This window comes from Pseudomonadota bacterium (assembly GCA_011049115.1).
GTDB lineage: Bacteria > Desulfobacterota > Anaeroferrophillalia > Anaeroferrophillales > Tharpellaceae > DSCM01.
Window position 1 is genome coordinate 1 of the sequence record DSCM01000033.1, and the last position, 15466, is coordinate 15466.

11 protein-coding genes and 2 tRNA genes are annotated in these 15466 nt (G+C 54.5%); 10 read left to right on the plus strand and 3 right to left on the minus strand.

Annotated features, from left to right (window positions below; translation table 11 throughout):
* The coding region (gene xrtD, locus ENN66_03070) for a VPLPA-CTERM-specific exosortase XrtD (GenBank protein HDS15592.1) at window positions 1-1443 on the plus strand (1443 nt) is incomplete at its 5' end.
* 192 nt (window positions 1444-1635) lie between these two features.
* Window positions 1636-3828: a tetratricopeptide repeat protein gene (locus tag ENN66_03075; protein ID HDS15593.1), complete on the plus strand. Its 2193-nt coding sequence runs from the start codon at window positions 1636-1638 to the stop codon at window positions 3826-3828.
* 195 nt (window positions 3829-4023) lie between these two features.
* Here the strand turns inward: ENN66_03075 and ENN66_03080 are convergent, their stop codons facing one another.
* The 3 genes from ENN66_03080 to ENN66_03090 form a co-directional block, all read right to left on the minus strand.
* A complete protein-coding gene (locus ENN66_03080; protein HDS15594.1) occupies window positions 4024-6684 on the minus strand; it encodes an aminopeptidase N in 2661 nt (886 codons plus the stop codon).
* A 273-nt stretch (window positions 6685-6957) separates the two neighbouring features.
* Window positions 6958-8145 (minus strand): hypothetical protein, encoded by a 1188-nt coding sequence (locus tag ENN66_03085; GenBank protein HDS15595.1) that lies wholly within the window; start codon window positions 8143-8145, stop codon window positions 6958-6960.
* Window positions 8146-8279: 134 nt separating this feature from the next.
* A tRNA-Leu gene (locus ENN66_03090) sits at window positions 8280-8366 on the minus strand.
* Between the two features lie 306 nt (window positions 8367-8672).
* On the opposite strand from ENN66_03090, the gene ENN66_03095 reads away from it, so the two are divergent.
* The 8 genes from ENN66_03095 to ENN66_03130 all read left to right on the plus strand — a co-directional run.
* Complete coding sequence (locus ENN66_03095) at window positions 8673-10103, plus strand: cysteine--tRNA ligase (protein HDS15596.1); 1431 nt, start codon at window positions 8673-8675, stop codon at window positions 10101-10103.
* A gap of 194 nt (window positions 10104-10297) precedes the next feature.
* A tRNA-Val gene (locus ENN66_03100) sits at window positions 10298-10372 on the plus strand.
* 95 nt (window positions 10373-10467) lie between these two features.
* On the plus strand, window positions 10468-12426 hold the full coding sequence (gene thrS / locus ENN66_03105; GenBank protein ID HDS15597.1) for a threonine--tRNA ligase: 1959 nt from the start codon (window positions 10468-10470) through the stop codon (window positions 12424-12426).
* Between the two features lie 37 nt (window positions 12427-12463).
* Window positions 12464-12985, plus strand: coding sequence for a translation initiation factor IF-3 (locus tag ENN66_03110; protein ID HDS15598.1), 522 nt, complete (start codon window positions 12464-12466; stop codon window positions 12983-12985).
* A gap of 96 nt (window positions 12986-13081) precedes the next feature.
* Entirely contained in the window at window positions 13082-13279 is a 198-nt protein-coding gene (locus ENN66_03115) for a 50S ribosomal protein L35 (GenBank protein ID HDS15599.1), read from the plus strand.
* An 18-nt stretch (window positions 13280-13297) separates the two neighbouring features.
* Window positions 13298-13657, plus strand: a complete 360-nt coding sequence (locus tag ENN66_03120; protein ID HDS15600.1) for a 50S ribosomal protein L20 — start codon at window positions 13298-13300, stop codon at window positions 13655-13657.
* 6 nt (window positions 13658-13663) lie between these two features.
* Window positions 13664-14680 (plus strand): phenylalanine--tRNA ligase subunit alpha, encoded by a 1017-nt coding sequence (locus ENN66_03125; protein HDS15601.1) that lies wholly within the window; start codon window positions 13664-13666, stop codon window positions 14678-14680.
* Between the two features lie 149 nt (window positions 14681-14829).
* A partial coding sequence (locus tag ENN66_03130; protein HDS15602.1) for a phenylalanine--tRNA ligase subunit beta occupies window positions 14830-15466 on the plus strand: 637 nt, incomplete at its 3' end.

The following is a 15466-nucleotide window of genomic DNA, read 5'->3' on the forward strand; positions in this document are numbered from 1 at the left end:
AGTGAAGATTACAGCTACTGTTATCTTGTTCCCTTGGTTATCGCTTACATGATCTGGGAAAAAAGGGAGGCCTGGCGGCGTTTTCCAGCAGAGGTCTCCGTTTGTGGTTTCGGGCTGCTGTTGACGGGGATCGCCTTTTTCTGGATGGGGGAGCTTGGGGGAGAGTATCTGACGCTTTATTTAGGAGCCTGGCTGGTTTTGTTGGGTTTGGTCTGGATTCATGCCGGTGGCGCTCGTTTCCGGCAGATTTTATTTCCGTTGCTGATGATTCCGGCAATGTTTCCTCTGCCCAGTTTCCTGCATGACCGCCTGTCTCTGAAACTGAAGCTGCTCTCTTCACAGCTCGGAGTCGAGATCATGCAGTGGGCCGGCATATCGGCTTACCGCGAAGGTAATGTTATTGATCTTGGGTTTACTCAGCTGCAGGTGGTGGATGCCTGCAGTGGGTTGCGCTATCTTTTTCCGATAGTCATTCTCGGCTTACTTCTGGCCTGGTTTTTTCGGGCGCCATTCTGGAAACGGGGGCTTCTTGTGCTCTCGACCCTGCCCTTGATTGTCCTGACCAATAGTGCCAGGATCGCGGCTACCGGGCTTCTCTATGAGCCTTTCGGTTCCCAAGTGGCGGAGGGTTTCTTTCATGATTTTTCCGGTTGGCTGATTTTTATGGTGACGCTGGCGATGCTGCTTCTGGAAATGTGGCTGCTAAGCCTTCCCGGACGCCGGAAAATTTCGCCTGGCAAAGAGATCTCGGGCTTGCAGCGTGGCGGGAGTCTTTTCCTGAAAACACCTCCGGGGCGGCAAAAGATAGCTTTGGCGCTGGCCGCGCTGTTATTGTTGTTGACCTGGGGGCTGTCACGCGGGATTGAGTTTCGCGAAAAGGTTCCGGTGATTAAACCTCTGGCGCAGTTTCCCTTGAACCTCGGTCCCTGGCGGGGAGAGTTTCAGGTCATGGAGCAGATTTTTGTCGATGCCCTGGATCTGAGCGATTATTTTATTATCGATTATGAAAACGACAAGGGGCAGAAAATAAATTTTTATACGGCCTACTATGAAAGTCAGCGCAAGGGGGAGTCGATTCATTCTCCGGCTTCATGCTTGACCGGCGGCGGCTGGGTTTTTCAGAATGTGGTTGAGACCGAACTGGAGATAGATGGTTACGGGCCGATTTCGGTGAACCGGGTTTTTATGGTGAAAAACGGCGTGCGTCAGCTGGTTTATTACTGGTTCCCGCAGCGAGGGCGTAATCTGACGAATGCTTACCAGTTGAAAATTTATGTTTTCTGGGATTCTCTGACCAAACAGCGCACGGATGGCGCCCTGGTGCGCCTGATCACTCCGTTGGCTGAGTTTGAGGAGGCGGACCGGGCCGATTTCAGGCTTCGGCAGTTTATGGCCGAGGCGCTGCCTTTGCTTGATCAGTTTTTGCCCGGAGCCGACCGCTGAGGGTTTTCGTGAAAAAAATTTGCGAAAGCTTCCGGTGGCAGACATCCACTTCTGAAAACTGAGACCTCGGGTCGAGGTACGGTTCTCCGGCGGTTGCCTTGTCGCGGTTACCTCCGACATCCTTGGAGAAGGTTGGTTTTGTGATTTAAAGGAATTTGGTTGAGCGTGACTTGATTAAATGAGGAGGTGGCTATGCTGCGCGGAATGAAATTGTTAGCTGTGCTGGGACTGGCTTTGATTCTGTTGGGCTGTGGTGATGGACCGCAGGCTAAACGGGACAAGTTTTATGACAAGGGAGCGGCTTTTTATGAACAGGGAGATTATGTCAAAGCGACCCTGGAGATTAAAAACGCGATTCAGACGGATCCGAAGTTCGCTCAGGGCTACTATCTGCTGGGCATGTGCTCCTTTAAACAAAATGATTATAAGAAAGCCTACGGTTATTTCAACAAGGCTCTGGAACTCAATGACGCTCTGACGGCGGCCGAGGTTATGGTTGGGCGTTTGTTGCTGATGGGAGGGGAGCATGAACAGGCCCTGGCCCGGGCCGACAAACTTCTGACCGCCAGTCCGGAACACGCGGAAGCTCAGCTGTTGCGCGGAGCCAGTCTGGCCGCCCTGGGTAAGGAGAAGGAAGCCGTTTTTGTGTTGGAAAAATTGAAAGCCGCAGGCTCGCAGGAAGCGGACCTTTATATTATGCTGGCCAACCTCAGTTTGAAAAATGATGATTCCGTCAAGGCTCAGGCTTATCTCGAGGAGTTGCTTGGCGTGGATCCGGGACATCGCGCCGGACGGCTGTTGCTGGCCTCGGTTCTGGAGCGTCAGAATAAGCTGGACGAAGCGCAAATTCAGTTGCAGGAACTGATCGGGCAACAGGAACCGGAACATCAGGCGGAAGCTCGTTTGTTGTTGGTGCGGTTTTATCTGCGGCATCAGCGCCAGGTTGAGGCAGAAGCCCTTTTGCGAAGCCTGTCCGCGGAAAATCCGAAAGAAGAACGCTTTCGGGTTCTGCTGGTGCGTTTTCTGGCGGACCAGGGGCATGAGGAAAAATCTCTCGAAATTTTACGTCAAGGACTTAATGACTTGCCGGAATCCCTGGTCTTGACTGAGATGATGGCAAAATATCGGCTCGGTCGGCAGCAGGTCGACGAGGCGCGTCAGTTGCTCGGGGCATATCTCGAACGGATGAAAACGGGGCCTCTCTTTCTTCAGGCCAAGCTGATGCTGGCTCAGATTGCGGTTCAGGAGCAGGAGTTTGATACGGCCCTGAAGCTGGCGGATGAAATTCTGGGCGAAAACGGCAATGATTTGGGCGCCCGGATTCTTAAAGGTGATCTCTTGATGCAGCGGCGGGATTTCGACGGGGCGATTGTCGAATATCGCTCGGTGCTCAAGGAACTGCCGCAGAATGTACCGGTGATGTTCAGTCTGGCCAAGGCCCATCTCGGCAATGACGAGCCCAAACTGGCCCTGGAATTGTTGCAGAATGCTTTTGAACGCGACAGCAAGCTGGCTCCGGTCGGAATTCTGCTGTCCCGTCTCTATCAGCAGGAAGGTAAGTTTGCGCAGGCCCTGGGCGTGGTGGAAAAGGCTTTGCAACAAAATCCTGAAAATGACGAGTTGCTGGAGATGACGGCCAGTTTACTGGTGCGCCGCGGGCGCTCAGCCGACGCGCTCGAGCTTTGCCGGCGCTATCTTGCCCAAGACGCGGAAAATCCACGTTATAATGTTCTTCTCGCTCAGGTTCAGGTGGCGATGCGGGACTTTCCGCCGGCCCGCACAGCCCTGCTCCGGGTGCTTTCCCGTGATCCGGATAACCGTGCCGCGCTTTTTACCCTGGTGCGGTTGGAGTTGTTGCAGGGATCGCCCCAGGAGGCTTTGAATCACGGCCTCGAACTGCGCGAAAAAGATCCGGAAAATCAGATTTATGGCTTACTCCTCGCCAATCTTTATGAACAGACCGGAAGCTTTGCCAAGGCGGCGGTGATCTATGAAGAGGTTCTCGAAAAAAATCCCCGCTCCCTGGTGGCAGCCAATAATTTGGCCTACTATTTTGCCGAGTATCAGCCTGAAGTGCAGAATATAGCCCGAGCGCAGAAACTGCTGGAGCCCTATCTTGAAAACAATCGCTCCGAACCGGTACTCATGGATACGGCAGCCTGGGTTTATTTCCGTGCGGGTGATTATGAAAAGGCGCTGGCTTTACTGGGTGGGGTTGAGGAAAAAATCAAGGAGGTTCCTGAAGCCCTTTATCATCTGGGCATGATTCAAAAGGCTCTCGGTCATCGCGAAGCCGCAATTGTCAGCTTGGAAAAGGCGCTGGCCGGAGAACCTTTTAGCGCCGGAAATGAAGCCCGGGTTGTACTTGAGGCTTTGCGACGGTAATTTGTGGGCTTTGTATGCGGTTGTTCGCTGGCCAACCAGCAAAAAAGGAACCCGAAAGGATTCCTTTTTTGCTGGTTCGTGGTTGATGCGGGTCGCGGTTTTCAGGGAAAACCTTCTCCGGGGGGGCGCAAAAGTTTTTTCCTTCATCAATATAGCGCCGGAGACCTCCTTGGCCTTGATTTGAGGGGCGGGAAGTCATGGCATCTCGGCTAAACTTTTATAAACTATTTCCCGCAAATCACGGGAAAGTTCAGGCTGGCGGGCAAGGTTTTGCAGTTCCAGGTGCATCCTTTGCGCATACGGGGCGGCAAAGCGGCGCCAGCGGCTGAAAGCGCCGGCCAGACGGGCCGCCACTTGCGGGTTGAGCTGGTCGAGTGTGGCGATCTCGGTTGCCAGTAGACGATAACCGGAACCGTCCTGCTGGTGGAAGGCGGTCTGATTACCGCAGAAGCCGCCCAGCAGGGCTCGAACCCGGTTGGGGGTGTGGCGGTTAAAATCAGGATGCTTGAGCAGTTGTATGATCCGGTTCAGGGTGGTTACCCGGCAGGTGGCCTGCAGGGCAAACCAGCGGTCAAGGAGCAGGGGGTCGGGGCGGCATTGTTCAAAGAACAGATTTAGTTCGGCCGGTTCGGTCTGTGGACTCATTTCGAGCAGGCCGCTGAGGGCCGCGAGTCTGTCGGTCAGGTTGTCGGCCCGGCTGAACTGGTCACGGCAGAGGGCCCAGGCACCTCCGGTTTCGGCACCCAGGGCGCCGAGGTAGTCAAGGGCAAGATTTTTCAGCCGCCGTCGGGCCATTTCCTCGGGAAGCGGTTGGTATGGTTCGTGGCTCTGATGGAGATGGTAAAGTTTGTGCAGCTCTTTTTCCCAGTCGCGGGCCAGCCGGGTTTTCAGCTGCTGCCGGGCCTGGCAGATCTGTAGCGGGTCGATGACGGCCAGTTGTTCGGCAAGGTGAATTTCATCCGGCAGGGTCAAAAGTTCGGCGACGCAGTCGGCCATCGTGTCGGGCCAGGTCTGATCCAGCAGGGCGCCGAAGGTTTGGCTGAACAACAGCTCGGTCTCGGAGTACTGTTCTTGGGCGCCATTGATTCTTAGGAGAATTGCCTTGATGGCCAGCTTTTGCGCTGCCTCCCAGCGGCTGAAAGGGTCCTGGTCGCAGAGTGTCAGTAACGCCAGCTCATGATCGTTGTAGTCATCAATGATTTTTACCGGGGCGGAAAATCCGCGCAGCAGGGAAAGGAGAGGTTCCTGTGGGCAATTCGGAAAATGAAAGACCTCCTTTGGCTTTCTGATTTCGAGGATCAGGGTGTCACCCGCAGTCCTTTGTCGCTCTGCGGATGCCGGGCAGGACTTGGTCGGAGTATCCGGGAAAAGCAGGGCGATGGCCAGCGGCAGATGCAGCGGTAGCTTTTCGCTTTGTCCCGCAGTTGCCGGGGTCTGCTGTTCAATGGTGAGCTGCAGTTCAGCTGCGGCCGGCAGCCACCGGCGCCGAATAGTCAGGGTCGGGGTTCCGGCTTGGTCGTACCAGCGCCGAAATTGTTGCAGGTCACGGTCTCCGGTCTCCGCCATGGCGGCCAACAGATCCTCAATGGTCGCGGCCTGGCCGTCGTGGCGTTGAAGATAAAGGCGCAGGCCCCGCCTGAATTTTTCCCGACCGAGGAGGGTGGCCAGCATGCCGATGAGCTCCGCTCCTTTTTCATAGATGGTCGTCGTGTAAAAATTGTTGATTTCAATATATTCCTTGGGTTGGACGGGATGGGCCAGCGGCCCGGCATCCTCGGGAAACTGAAAACTGCGCAGGCGGCGGACCTCGCGGATGCGCCGGCCGCCGCCGGGGAAAGCCCAGGCTCCATACTGCTGATCCCGAAAAACCGTCAGGCCCTCTTTCAGGCTTAATTGAAACCAGTCCCGGCAGGTGACACGGTTGCCGGTCCAGTTGTGCAGATATTCGTGCGCGATCACGCTTTCAATCGCTTCGTAATCACTGTCGGTCGCGCTTTCCGGTTGGGCGAGGATGTATTTTGCATTAAAGATATTGAGTCCCTTGTTTTCCATCGCTCCGAAATTGAAATCATTAACCGCAACGACCTGATAAAGGTCGAGATCGTATTCCAGACCGTACTCTTTTTCATCCCAGGACATGGCTTTTTTCAGGGCTTTGATGGCGTGGGCGCATTTGTCTCGGTTTTGTTCTTCAACATGGAAATGAATTTCCACCTGTCGCTGTGTGTTGGTTGTGAAGCTGTCTTTCACGGTTGTCAGGCGGCCTGCAACCAACGCAAAGAGGTAGGCTGGCTTTTTAAACGGGTCCTGCCAGACGGCAAAATGACGTCGCCCGGGAAGCTCTCCCTGGGCAATCAGGTTGCCGTTGCTTAAAAGGACTGGAAATTCATCCCGGTCGGCTTCAATGGTGGTGGTAAACCGAGTCAGGACGTCGGGCCGGTCTGGAAAATAGGTGATGCGGCTGAAGCCGTGGGCTTCGCATTGAGTGCAGAGCAGGGCATTCGAAGCGTAAAGACCTTCGAGACTGGTATTGCTTTCCGGGTTGAAGGTGGTAACGATCTCCAGGGTGAAATGAGCCGGCGGAGTTGCGATGGTCAGCTGTCTGGGGGTAATCGTGTACGCGTTTGCGGTCAGCGGGTGGCCATTTAGTTCGATTCGGAGCAGCTCCAGCTGCCGGCCGTCAAGCTCTAAAGGTCGGTTGGCCGGGGTTTGGGGGGCGCGCTTCAGCTCCATCTTGCTGGTGACCAGGGTCCGTTTTCGCCCCAAGGAAAAGTGCAGAGAGAGGTCGACAACGGTAAATGCCGGCGGCTGATAATCTTTCAGGTAAATGGTCTCGTTTCCGGAAGGTTTATTCATGGTCTCTACTCATTTTTTGTTATGTGGAATTGAAGTTTAATGGCTTTATGACCACTCCACCGGCCTCGTTTTTCTTCAACCTTTTCCGGTCCCAAGGCCGGATGAGCGTCACGGCGGCGTCCTTCTATGTCCGCCTCATGCCCTTAGGTTCAGGGCGCCTCGCGTGCGGAGCTGTTTCTGCTGTTCCATCCCGTTTTTGCGATTTTCAAGAGTTGTTACGAGTTTCTTGAGATTGGTTGAGTGTTTTTGCGGCGGCCTGCCTTCTGCGGTTGGCTATGGTCTCAGCCACAAGCGTAGCAGCGAGCCCGAGGCCAGGAACAGGGTGAAAAGAATAAAACTTTTTTGCGGTTTTTGCCGGGCGGTAAACAGGCAGAGCCAGCCCAGCAGACTCCACTCCGCCAGAATGCGGGTGAAACCCCAATCGTCTTCCCATATGCACAGCGGCAGGCAGGTGGCGAAAAGCGTCCAGAAGGTCCAGGCCAGGCGAATTGCCGCAAGGTTTTTTCTCTGTGCGGAGTTGTGGTCTCGCAGGCGCTTTGAGCAGGAAATCAAGACCTGCAGGGCGAGCCAGAGATGCCAGGCCAGGTAAAGAATCAGAACTGAAGCTTCAAATGGTTTGGTCAGATATGGATGTCGGGCCAGCTGGATAAAAAAATCTTTTAAGGGCCAGGGGTTGAGACTCGGTCCGCTGAGGAACGGAGGGTGGCCCCACAGGTTGGTAAGATAGGTTTGCCAGCCCAAAAAGATAATCAGGGGCAACAGGAGCCAGAGGAATTGGAAATCTTCGGTTTTTCGTTGCCCCTGAAGACGATCCCACATCGTCGTCAGACCGAGTGCGGCAAAGGTAATCAGGGATGGCTCGCGGGTGAGTACGCTGCAGGAGGCCAGGACCGCGCAGCCGGCGAGGCGGTGTTGCAGGAAAAAATAAAGCGCCGAGATCGTGAGGAATCCGCTCAGAGGTTCCGCCAGATTGCGGCCGAAACTCAAAATGAAACCGCTGCTCAGCATGACCAGAATCCCGTAGCCGGGATGCATGGCATAAGCCCGAAGGATCAGGGCGCTGATTACGGCAATTCCGATCAGGGCGCAAAAATTGATCAGTACCATGGTCCAGGGGACTCGGGCGGGGTCGCCGGCCGCGGTCAGCCAGGCCAACAGGGGATAGAGTATGCGTTGTTGGCGATAAGCCGGAGAATCAAGGGTGATGCCGTGGGCGGTTTTTCTTTTGTCGAACGGTGCAAAAGCCAGGCGCGCAAAAAACTGACCATCGTAACCGTGGCTTTGCGGGAGAACTTCTAAAGGGGTCGGCAGCGCGGCCGAGTCGGTGCAGCGCTCGCCGCAGACGATAAAACGTGAAATGTCGCGGCCGGCAAACCACCAGCGGCCGACAGTCAGGAACAGCAAGATCAGGGCTGCGGTCGCGGCAATTTTCGGAATGGTAGAGGGGATGAAGTTTTTCAAAACTGTTTGTACTTAAGCGCGACCAATAGGCAGTAGTCGGCCGGCGCCGTCACCCGGAGAAGGTTAAGATTTTTGCCGTAAAAGTAAAAAAAATGGCCTGTAAATTAGTCATTTACAGGCCATTTTAAGATTTTTGGTGCCGAAGAGAGGACTCGAACCTCCACAGGAATACTCCCACTAGACCCTGAACCTAGCGCGTCTACCAGTTCCGCCACTTCGGCAATGTCAAAAAACTTTCTTGCGGTTGCAAACTCACAGCTTCAGGCTTTCTCCCGGGAAAACTGCCCGGGCGAAAAGAGTTGACACTTCTAGACCAAAAAAAATATAATGTCAAGACAGGAAAAACAAAAAAATGGCCGGCCGATTATTTTGTTTGCTTGTAACTCTTCAGCCTGGTGGTTGGCTGCCGAAATTCATTTGCGGGAATCAGGATATCCGGGTTGGCTGAAGGGTTACGTTTGTTTTTTTGAAACGCCATTTTTTTGCCCTCGAACCGTTTCCTTAAATTTAAGCAGAAAGGATTAGTTGTGCAGATCTATAATTCGCTGAATCGCCGCAAAGAGGAATTTGTGCCGTTGGAGCCCGGTAAGATCGGTATCTATGCCTGTGGGGTTACCGTGTACGATCTTTGTCATATCGGGCATGCCCGCTCCCTGGTGGTTTTTGATGTGATTTATCGTTATCTTCAGTATCGCGGTTATGAGGTTAACTTTGTTCGCAATTTCACCGATATCGATGACAAGATCATCAATCGTTCCCATGAGCGCGGTATCTCGTGGAAAGCCCTGGCCGAGCAGTATATCGAGGAATTTTACAAGGATATGGATCGTCTGGGACTGCTCAAACCCACGCATGAGCCCCGGGCTACCGATTACATCGGCGAGATTATCGCGCTGGTGAAGAAACTGGAGGATAAAGGGTTGGCCTATGCGGTGGACGGCGATGTTTATTACCGCCTGCAGGCGTTTAAGGGGTATGGCAAGCTTTCCGGGAAAAATATTGAGGATCTGCTTTCCGGAGCCCGTGTAGATGTTGATGACCGCAAGGAGTCGCCACTTGATTTTGCTTTGTGGAAAAGCAGTAAGGCGGGGGAACCGAGCTGGCCCAGCCCCTGGGGCGAGGGACGGCCGGGCTGGCATATCGAGTGTTCGGCCATGAGTCGGAAATTTCTCGGTGAGACGTTCGATATTCATGGCGGCGGCAAGGATCTGATCTTTCCCCATCACGAAAATGAAATCGCGCAGTCGGAGGGAGCTCATGGCAAGCCTCTGGCCCATTACTGGGTGCATAACGGCTTTGTCAATATCGACCAGGAGAAGATGTCCAAATCCCTGGGTAATTTCCTGACCATTCGGGAGTTGCTGGAGACCTGCCATCCCGAAGTTCTGCGTTTCTTCGTGGTTTCCAGCCATTATCGTTCGCCGATTGATTTTTCCCGGGAAAATGTCGCTGTGGCTGAGTCCGGTTTGGAGCGTCTGTATCTGTTGCTTGATCGTCTGCAGGAAAAAGCCGGGGCGGATCCGGCGCAGCCGGAGCTGCCGGTGGAAGAGGCGATAAATTCCTGGCGCCGGGAATTTATCGCCGCCATGGATGATGATTTTAATACCGCCGCGGCAATCGCGGTGTTTTTTGAAATCAGTAAAGAGATTAATCGTCGTCTCGACGAGGGTCGGCTTTCCTCGCCGGAGGCGGCCCGGGTGCTTGCGTTTATGCGGGAAATCGGTTGGGCTCTGGGGCTCTTGCAGGAGGCTCCGGCGGCTTTTCTGCAGCGGGCTTCATTCGAGGCTCGGGATGAGGGCCTGACTGTGGCCGAGATCGAAGGGTTGATTGCCGAAAGGGCGGCGGCCCGTAAGGCGCGTGACTGGGCGGAAGCCGATCGCCTGCGTGACCTGCTTGAGCAGCGTGGGGTGGCGCTCAAGGATTCGGTCGAGGGTACCAGGTGGCAACGCAAACGGTGAGAGCGGTTGAGCGCAGGCGGTTTTTTCGGCGGAGCTCACGTTTTTCGGTTTCCGGTTTTTTCGATCGCTTCGGCCCGTGGGGAAAATAGAGTCGTTTTGAAAGCGAACTTTTGTGAAAATGTCTTGACATTGGCGCGTAAAGTTGATAACTAGCTCCTCCGCCGCTGTTAATCGGCAAAAGCACCAATGATTGTAGGCGCATAGCTCAGGGGGAGAGCGCTACCTTGACACGGTAGAAGTCGGCGGTTCAAATCCGCCTGTGCCTACCACGAAAATTCGCTAGAGGTGTCACGGTCGGTGGGTTTTTATCTGCGGATTTTTCGTGGCGCCTCTATTTTTGTTTTTTGCTGCCTACTCGAATCTTATGCTGACTCTTCATCTGACACCGAAATCCTCGCCTTTTTCACCCCTGTCTCTGCCGGCGGATGGCCGAACGCTTTTTGAGCATCTGGCCGAGCAGGATAAGGCTCGTTTGCGAGAGGTTGTAGCCGCTCGTATTGGTGAGCGGCTGGTCGATCTCAAAAGTGTGCCGGCGGATGGAGACGAGGTTTTCCTGGTTGAAAAAGATTCTTCCGCCGGTCTCGAAGTCCTGCGGCACAGCGCCGCCCACGTTATGGCGGAGGCGGTAAAGAATTTGTTTCCTCAGGCCATGGTCACCATCGGACCGGCTATCAAGGACGGTTTTTATTACGATTTTGATGTGGACAGGCCGTTCACCCCGGAAGATCTGCAGGCGATTGAAAAACAGATGAAGGAGCTGGTCAAAAAGGGGCGCAGCTTTGTTCGGCGTGAAGTTGAGCGGCAGGAAGCGCTGGCGCTTTTCCGAGACCTGGGTGAAGACTACAAGGTTGAGCTGATTAACGATCTGGCGGCCGACGAACCGCTGTCGCTGTACCAGAGCGGCGATTTCGTCGATCTCTGCCGAGGGCCGCACCTGCCGGACACTTCGTATCTGAGAGGGGTCTTCAAGCTTTTGAGTGTCGCCGGCGCCTATTGGCGCGGGGATGTCAAAAACCGTATGCTGCAGCGGATTTATGGTACCGCCTTCGCGGATAAGGAGGCCCTGCAGAAGCATCTTTTCCTGCTGGAAGAGGCCAAAAAGAGAGATCATCGCAAGCTGGGTCGGGAACTTGATCTGTTCAGTATTCAGGACGAAGCCGGGGCCGGCTTCGTGATCTGGCATCCCAAGGGGGCTTTGCTGCGGACCCTGCTGGAAGATTTCGAGCGGCGGCAGCATCTGAAAAGAGGCTACCAGATTGTCATGGGGCCCCAGATGCTCAAAGCCGATCTCTGGAAGCGTTCGGGACATTTTGAAAATTACCGGGAGAATATGTATTTTACCCGGATTCGGGAAGATGCCGAGGACTGCGGCGAAGGCCAGGAGTATGGCATCAAGCCGATGAACTGCCTGGCCCATATGCTGATTTACAATTCGCGACTGCGCAGCTATCGGGATCTGCCCTTGCGCTATTTTGAGTTGGGAACCGTGCATCGGCATGAGGCTTCCGGAGTTTTGCACGGATTGTTGCGGGTTCGCTGCTTTACTCAGGATGATGCCCATATTATCTGCGCTCCGGAGCAATTGCAGGCGGAGATTGCCGCTATCCTTGAGTTTGTCGCCGAGGTCATGCGGCTCTTCGGTTTTCCCTATTCCCTGGAGCTCAGTACGCGGCCCGCAGAGAAATCAATCGGTAGTGACGCCGACTGGGAGAGGGCGACTCAGGCTTTGATCGAGGCTCTGGGAAAGAATGGCCTGGAATATCAGGTTAATGCCGGAGACGGGGCCTTTTACGGTCCCAAGATAGATGTTAAACTTAAAGATGCGCTGGGGCGTGAGTGGCAGTGTGCGACCATCCAGTGCGATTTTACCTTGCCCGAACGTTTTGATTTGAGTTATATAGGGGCCGATGGAGATAAACACCGTCCGGTCATGCTGCATCGGGTTATTCTGGGGTCGATCGAGCGTTTTATCGGAATTCTTATCGAGCATTACGCCGGGGCATTTCCGTTGTGGTTGGCTCCTGAGCAGGTACGGGTGTTGACGGTTACCGAAGCTCATAATGAGTACGGGCGGGAGGTGGCCGATAATTTGCAGGCCGCCGGCATTCGGGTTTTCGCTGATCTGCGCAACGAAAAGCTCGGTAAAAAAATCCGCGAAGCCCAGCTCGACAAGATTCCTTATATGTTGGTGATCGGGGAGCAGGAAGTTTCTTCCCGGAGCGTGTCTCCGCGCCTGCGTGAACAAGGCGAAACCCTGGAAAGTCAAAGTCTCGAAGATTTTATCAAGCATCTGCGCAATGAGTTAAAGGCCGCTGAACTATAAGTATGTAGTTGTCGACAGTTATGTCAGGAGGTTTCCCATAGTTGCTGAAAAAGTAAGAGTCAATCGTCAGATTAAAATCCCACAGGTAAGACTGATTGGTGATGGCGGCGAACAGGTCGGGGTTGTTGATACCAATGAGGCGGTAGCCTACGCCGAGGCGCGGGGGCTTGATCTGGTGGAAGTCTCTCCGCAGGCGACTCCGCCGGTCTGCAAGGTAATGGATTACGGAAAGTTTAAATATCAGCAAAGTAAAAGGGCGCAGGAAGCCAAGAAAAAACAGACCGTAATTCAGGTTAAAGAGATCAAGATGCGACCCGGTACCGATGTTCACGATATTGAGGTCAAAACGAGGAGTATCATCCGCTTCTTAGAGGACGGGGACAAGGTCAAGGTGACTATTCGTTTTCGGGGGCGGGAAATGGCTTATGCCGAACAGGGGCATGATCTCCTGGTTAAGGTCGCGGAACAGGTTAAGGAATACGGGGTTGTCGAACAGCACGCCAAGCGTGAAGGGCGTCAGCTGATGATGGTTCTGGGGCCGGCGAAGAAAACAAAATAGTTGTCTGTCTGAGTCCCTGGGAGAAAATGGCCGTCGGCTGGTGGGGACCGGTGAAACAGGCGTGAATATATTCAAGAGTCAAGGAGTCTGAGGGTTATGCCGAAAATCAAGTCCAATAGCGGTGCTAAAAAACGTTTCAAGCTTACCGGCACCGGCAAGGTGTCGCGGCGTAAAGCTTACGCCAGCCACCTGCTCAATTGTAAAACCCGGAAAAGAAAACGTAATCTACGCAAGGCGACCCTGGTGGACAGCGCCAACCAGCGCAGTATCAGCCGGATGCTGCCCTACCTATAAATAGTCAGGAGTATTAAAATGCCAAGAGTAAAGGGTGGGTTCAAGGCCCGCAGAAGACATAAAAAAATTCTGAAAATGGCCAAAGGCTATCGTGGGGCTCGCAGTAAGCTTTTCCGCAGCGCCGCCGAGACGGTTGATCGGGCGCTGAATTACGCCTTCCGCGACCGGCGGGTGCGGAAACGCGAGTTCCGCAGTCTTTGGATTCAGCGGATCAATGCGGCCGCCCGTCTGCATGGCCTTTCTTACAGTCGTTTCATGGCTGGTTTGAACCAGGCGGAAATCGAAGTCGACCGTAAAATCCTGGCCGATATCGCGGTCAACGATCCGGCCGCCTTCGGAAAGTACGTCGATCTTGCCAGCGCCGCCCTGGCAGTCTGATCGTTTATGAAAGAGCGTTTGCGCGGACTGCTGGATGAAGCCCGGGGAACTATTGCCGGGCTTCAGTCTTTGGTTGATCTGGAAAACCTGCGGGTCGATCTTCTGGGACGCAAGGGAAGCCTGACCCTTCTTCTGAAGGAGCTGGGCGGTCTTTCCCCGGAAGAAAAACCGGTGGCGGGTAAACTGGCCAATCAGGTTAAACAGCAGATTGAGGCCTTGCTTGATGAGGTTCGGGTTAAATTCGAAGAGGCCGAGTCGCGCCGGCGGATGGCGGCCGGGGCGGTTGACGTTACCCTGCCGGGACGCCGGCGCACGCTTGGCCGGGTTCATCCGATAACCCAGATTACCGAGGATGTCTGCGCGATCTTCAAGCGCATGGGCTTCAGCGTGGCCCAGGGGCCTGAAGTCGAGTTGGATTATTATAATTTTGAAGCCCTGAACATTCCGCGGGATCATCCTGCTCGCCAGATGCAGGATACCTTTTATGTGGATGATGATGTGGTGCTGCGGACCCATACCTCGCCCGTGCAGGTGCGGGTCATGGAGCGCCAGTGCCCGCCGGTCAAAATTATCGCCCCGGGTCGGGTCTATCGCTGCGATTCGGATCTCACTCATACCCCGATGTTCGATCAGATCGAAGGTCTGCTGGTTGACCGCAAGGTTACCTTCGCTGATCTGAAAGGGGTGCTGGTGGCTTTTCTGCAGGCTTTTTTCGGAAGTCGGGCCGGGGTGCGTTTTCGTCCCAGCTATTTCCCTTTTACCGAACCCAGCGCCGAAGTCGATATCAGTTGCGTTATGTGTCAAGGCAAGGGTTGCCGGGTGTGCGGCCAGACCGGCTGGCTTGAAATTCTGGGTTGCGGCATGGTTGACCCGGAGGTCTATCGTTTTGTTGATTATGATCCCGAAATTTATTCCGGTTTTGCTTTCGGCATGGGGATCGAGCGTTTGGCCATGCTGCGTTACGGCATCGATGATCTGCGCCTGTTTTTCGGCAATAATTTACGTTTCCTGCGCCAGTTCTAGACCTGCTCAATCTTTCCGAAATCGATCTTCAACCCGGCGAAGTTAAGGGCCCGGCTGAGGAGTGGCGTCCGCCTTCGATGGGACGTCTTCATGAGTGTATGCGCCGGGGCGATGATTAACGAAACCATCAAGTATTAATTGGAAGAGTAATGCTCATAAGCTGGAACTGGATGTCTGAGTTTGTCGATCTTACGGGAATCGACCCAGAAATAGCGGCCGCCCGTCTGACTATGGCCGGACTTGAGGTGGCCGCCGTCAGGCGGTTGTGCCCCGCCGGTCTTGAGCAGGTGGTCAGCGCCGCTATCATTGATCTGCGGGCTCATCCTGAAGCCGATAAACTCACGTTGTGCCGGGTCAGCGATGGTCAAAATGAGCTGGCGATAGTTTGCGGGGCCCGTAATATGAAAGCCGGGGACCGGGTTGCCCTGGCTCCGGTCGGCGCCACTTTGCCCAACGGACTTACCATTAAAAAGTCTAAAATTCGCGGTGAGCTCTCGTGCGGAATGCTTTGTTCCGCGGCGGAGCTGGGATTTGAAGAAGAGTCCGCCGGGATTATGATTTTGTCGAATGATGTTGCTCTGGGGCAGCCGGTGGTTGAACTACTCGGACTCCAGGACACCATTCTAGAGGTTGAAATAACCCCTAATCGCGGTGACTGTCTCAGCGTGATCGGGGTTGCGCGGGAGTTGGCGGCTATTTTCGAACGTCGGTTCAGCCTGCCCGAACCGGATTTTCCCGAAGAAGCCGGCCCGGTGGCGGAGAAGGTTACGATCACGGTCAGTGATG

What these genes read in the sequence shown, in the direction of transcription:
- ENN66_03115 (HDS15599.1), top strand. Translation starts at nt 13,082, where the DNA reads ATGCCGAAAATCAAGTCCAATAGCGGTGCTAAAAAACGTTTCAAGCTT.
- ENN66_03075 (HDS15593.1), top strand. Translation starts at nt 1,636, where the DNA reads ATGCTGCGCGGAATGAAATTGTTAGCTGTGCTGGGACTGGCTTTGATT.
- thrS (HDS15597.1), top strand. Translation starts at nt 10,468, where the DNA reads ATGCTGACTCTTCATCTGACACCGAAATCCTCGCCTTTTTCACCCCTG.
- ENN66_03120 (HDS15600.1), top strand. Translation starts at nt 13,298, where the DNA reads ATGCCAAGAGTAAAGGGTGGGTTCAAGGCCCGCAGAAGACATAAAAAA.
- ENN66_03080 (HDS15594.1), bottom strand. Translation starts at nt 6,684, where the DNA reads ATGAATAAACCTTCCGGAAACGAGACCATTTACCTGAAAGATTATCAG.
- ENN66_03125 (HDS15601.1), top strand. Translation starts at nt 13,664, where the DNA reads ATGAAAGAGCGTTTGCGCGGACTGCTGGATGAAGCCCGGGGAACTATT.